Below are 3895 nucleotides of genomic sequence, written 5' to 3' on the forward strand. Positions count from 1 at the left end.
GCCCGCAGCCGGTGCCGGCGCCGCAGAGGCGGCCGGTGCGCCGCGGCCCAGGTTGGCGGCCACGATGCGGTCGACCTCGGCGTCGGCGCCCTGGTCGAGCTTGCTGTAGACCTGCGTCTGCGAGATGGCGGTGGGGCGCGGCGCGTCGGCCAGCATCTTGCCGCTCCTTTGCGAGATGTCGATCTCGGCGTCCATCGACAGGCCGATGCGCAGCGGGTTGGCCTTGAGCTGCTCGGGGTCGAGCGCGATGCGCACGGGCACGCGCTGCACCACYTTGATCCAGTTSCCGGTGGCGTTCTGCGCGGGCAGCAGCGCAAACGCGCTGCCGGTGCCCACGCCCAGGCCCGCGACCTTGCCGGTGTATTCCACCTTCTTGCCGTAGACGTCGGCCCTGAGCTTCACGGGCTGGTCGATGCGGATGTTGCGCAGCTGCACTTCCTTGAAGTTGGCGTCGACCCACAGCTGGTTCAGCGGCACGATCGACATCATCGGCGTGCCGGCCGCCACGCGCTGGCCGAGCTGCACGGTGCGCTTGGCGACGTAGCCGTCGACCGGCGCCGGCAGCGCGACGCGCTGCGTGGCCAGGTAGGCCTCGCGCACCTTGGCGGCGGCCGCCAGCACGCTCGGGTGCTGGSCCACGCTGGTGCCCTCGGTCAGCGACTGGTTGCTGGCCAGCGCTTCGCGCGCGGCCACCACGCCGGCCTGCGCGGCGGCGAGCTGGCTCTGGGCATTGTCCAGCGCCGTCTCGGCGTGGTTGAGTTCTTCCTTGGAGACCGCGCCGTTGCCCGACAGCGCGCGGCGGCGCTGCAGGTCGTCCTGCGCCTTGGCGATGTCGCTCTGCGCCTTGACGATGTCGGCCTGGCGCAGCGCGATCTGCGCGGCCAGCGAACCGTTGTTGGCATAGAGCGTGCGCACCTGGCGCACGGCCTGCGCGAGCGCGGCCTCGGCCTGCTCGAGCGCCACCTTCGCATCGGCGGGGTCCAGCTGCACCAGCGGCTGGCCGGCCTTCACGAAGTCGGTGTCGTCGGCATTGATGGCCATGACGGTGCCGCCGATCTGCGGCGTGATCTGGATCACGTTGCCCTGCACGTAGGCGTTGTCGGTGTCCTCGTAGTGGCTGGCCACCAGCCATTCGTAGAGGCCCCAGCCGCCGCCGGCGACGATCACCACGGCCGCCAGCGTGGTCAGTGCGCGGCGGCGCTTGCCGTTGCCGGCGGGTGCTTCGGGAGCTGCGGAAGCGTTGGCTGCAGCGGGCGTCGGAGTGTTGTTGTCGCTCATGATGGAGTTCTTTCCGAAGACGAAAAAAGTCGGTTCAGTTCAGTTCGATGCGGCAGGTGAAGCGGTGGCCGCGGCGGTGGCGGTTGCCGGCGGCTGCCAGCCGCCGCCGAGCGCGCGCGCCAGGCCCACCTGCGTGTCGAGCGCGCGTGCGGCCAGGTCGACCGCCAGCCGGCGCTGCGCGAGCACGGCGGTTTCGGCGGTCAGCACGTTGAGGTAGTTGCCCAGGCCCGCGCGATAGCGCTGCACGGCGATGTCGTAAGCCCCTTCGGCGGCGGCCTGCGCGGCGCGCTGCTCGGCCTGCTGGCGCGTGATCGACTGGGCGCTGGACACCTGGTCGGCCGCGTCATGCACCGCGTCGAGCACGGTGGCGTTGTAGCTCTCGATCGCGGCGTCCAGGTCGGCCGCCTTGCCGCGCAGGTTGGCGCGCAATTGGCCGCCTTCGAAGATCGGCAGGTGGATCGCGGGGCCCACGCCCCACTGCTCGCTGCCCGACTTGAGCAGCTTGCCGAAGCCCAGGCTCTGGAAGCCGGCGAAGGCCGTGAGGTTCACGTTGGGATAGAACTGGGTTTTGGCGTTGGCCACGTCGCTGGTGGCGGCCTCGACGCGCCAGCGCGCGGCGGCGATGTCGGCGCGGCGGCCCAGCAGGTCGGCCGGAATGCTGGCCTGCAGCGCCATCGGCTTGACGGCTTCGAGCATCGGCGGCTTGAGCGATGCGGACACGTCGGGCTGGCCCACGAGCGCGTCGAGCGCATGCTGCTGCAGCGCGATCTGCTCGTCGAGGGCTTCGATCTGCTGGCGCGCTTCGGGCAGGCCGCCTTCGCTCTGGCGCAGCTCGAGGCGGGTATCGAGGCCCGCGGACACGCGGTCATGCACCAGCTTGAGCGTTTCCTCGCGCTGGGCGAGCGTGCGCCGCGCCACGCCGAGCTGCTCGTTCAGGCGCGCCCACTGGAAGTAGCTGCGCGCCACGTTGCTGGCCAGCAGCACGCGCGCGGCATCGGCGTCGGCCGCCGCGGCGTTGGCGGCGCCGATGGCGGCTTCGAGCGCGGTGCGGTTCTTGCCGAAGAAGTCGAGCTCCCAGCTCGCGCCGAGCTGCAGCAGGCCGATGTTCTGCGTGGAGCCGCCGAGCGGCGCGGGATAGATGTAGTTGCTGTTGAACTTCTGGCGCTTGAGGTCGAGTTCGCCGTTGACCTTGGGCTTCAGTGCCGACTCGGCGATGTCCGCCGAGGCCTGCGCGCGCGCGAGCCGCGCCCGCGCCACCTGCAGGTTCGGATTGCCGGCCACGGCCTGGTCGATCAGCGTGTTGAGCTGCGCATCGCCAAAGGCGAGCCACCATTGGCGCTCGACGGCCGGCACGRCGGCGGCGCTGCGGTCCGCGGCAAGGCCGAGCGACGCGGCGTCGCGCAGCCGGGCCTCGGAGCCGATGCCGGCCATGTCGGCGCAGCCGGCCAGCGCGGCCACAAGCAGCACGGCGGCAACAACAGGGGTGCGGCGCAAGGCGCGCGCGGCAAGGGATTCAGTCATTTTTATCTCCACGGGCCGCCAGGGCCTGGGCGTTGTCGAGAATGCGGCGCAGGTAGCCCTTGAGCTGCTCCCACTCCTCCTTGGTGAAGCCCGCCAGGTGCTCGTTCTGCACGCGGCTCAGCACGTACGGCACCTCCTGGGCGGCGGCGCGGCCTTCCTCGGTGAGCTCGATGTTGACCACGCGCCGGTCTTCCAGCGAACGCACGCGGCGGCACAGGCCCTTGGCCTCGAGGCGGTCGAGCAGGCGCGTCATGGCACCCGCGTCGAGCTCGCAGGCCCGGGCCAGTTCGGCCACCGTGGTGGCAGCGCCGACATGCAGCTTGTACAGCGGCAACCATTGCGGAAAAGTGGGACCACCGGGCTCGCACATACGGGTTTCTACCGCCTGGGCCACCGCGCTGAGGATGCGGCGCATCAAATACCCGATGCTTTCCTCGGCCTTGTAGTCCTCGGCACGGTAGAAATCGACCGGCCGGCGCCCGGCGTCGCCGGAGGCTGGCGGGAGTTGCGGATTGTCTGCATCGCTCATGGGTCGGAATATTAATTGTCTGGGCAATTATTGTCAAGGCCACCTTTGCGATGGCAAGGGTCGGTAGAATCCGCGCCATGGCTTCTTCCCCTCTGTCTTCACCGGCCAAGGGCTCGCCCCGATCGCTGTCGGGCCTGAGCCCTTTTCTTCGGCCCTACCGCGTCCAGATCGTGCTGGCGGGCATCTTCCTGGTGATGGCCGCCGTCACCACGCTGGTGTTTCCGCTGGCGCTGCGCAGCCTGATCGACGGCGGCTTGGTGAGCGCCGACAAGGGCGCGCAGACCATGGCGCTGCGCGAGCACTTCGGCGCCCTGTTTGCCGTGGCCGTGGCGCTCGGCCTCTTTTCGGCGGCGCGCTTCTATACGGTGAGCTGGCTCGGCGAACGCGTCACGGCCGACCTGCGCAACGCGGTCTACGGCCACGTGCTGCGCCAGAGCCCGGTGTTCTTCGAGACCACCCAGACCGGCGAAGTGCTGTCGCGCCTCACGGCCGACACCACGCTGGTCCAGACCGTGGTCGGCTCGTCGCTGAGCATGGGCCTGCGCAATGCCGTCATGGGCGTGGGCG

At 70.2% G+C, this 3895-nt stretch carries 4 protein-coding genes; 1 reads left to right on the plus strand and 3 read right to left on the minus strand.

Translation table 11 applies throughout. From position 1 onward, the window contains the following. The 3 genes from AC1DOC_RS23580 to AC1DOC_RS23590 form a co-directional block, all read right to left on the minus strand. The coding region (locus AC1DOC_RS23580) for an EmrA/EmrK family multidrug efflux transporter periplasmic adaptor subunit (protein ID WP_478130597.1) at nucleotides 1-1278 on the minus strand (1278 nt) is incomplete at its 3' end. A gap of 39 nt (nucleotides 1279-1317) precedes the next feature. Then, a complete protein-coding gene (locus tag AC1DOC_RS23585; protein ID WP_478130598.1) occupies nucleotides 1318-2799 on the minus strand; it encodes an efflux transporter outer membrane subunit in 1482 nt (493 codons plus the stop codon). After that, entirely contained in the window at nucleotides 2792-3328 is a 537-nt protein-coding gene (locus AC1DOC_RS23590) for a MarR family winged helix-turn-helix transcriptional regulator (RefSeq protein WP_012748589.1), read from the minus strand. Before AC1DOC_RS23590 ends, AC1DOC_RS23585 begins: the two co-directional genes overlap by 8 nt. 77 nt (nucleotides 3329-3405) lie before the next feature. On the opposite strand from AC1DOC_RS23590, the gene AC1DOC_RS23595 reads away from it, so the two are divergent. Further along, nucleotides 3406-3895, plus strand: a 490-nt coding sequence (locus tag AC1DOC_RS23595; RefSeq protein WP_478130599.1) for an ABC transporter transmembrane domain-containing protein, incomplete at its 3' end; no start/stop codon positions are given.

The sequence above is a fragment of the Variovorax sp. 01T439_2 genome, assembly GCF_056398445.1.

What these genes read in the sequence shown, in the direction of transcription:
- AC1DOC_RS23590 (WP_012748589.1), bottom strand. Translation starts at nt 3,328, where the DNA reads ATGAGCGATGCAGACAATCCGCAACTCCCGCCAGCCTCCGGCGACGCC.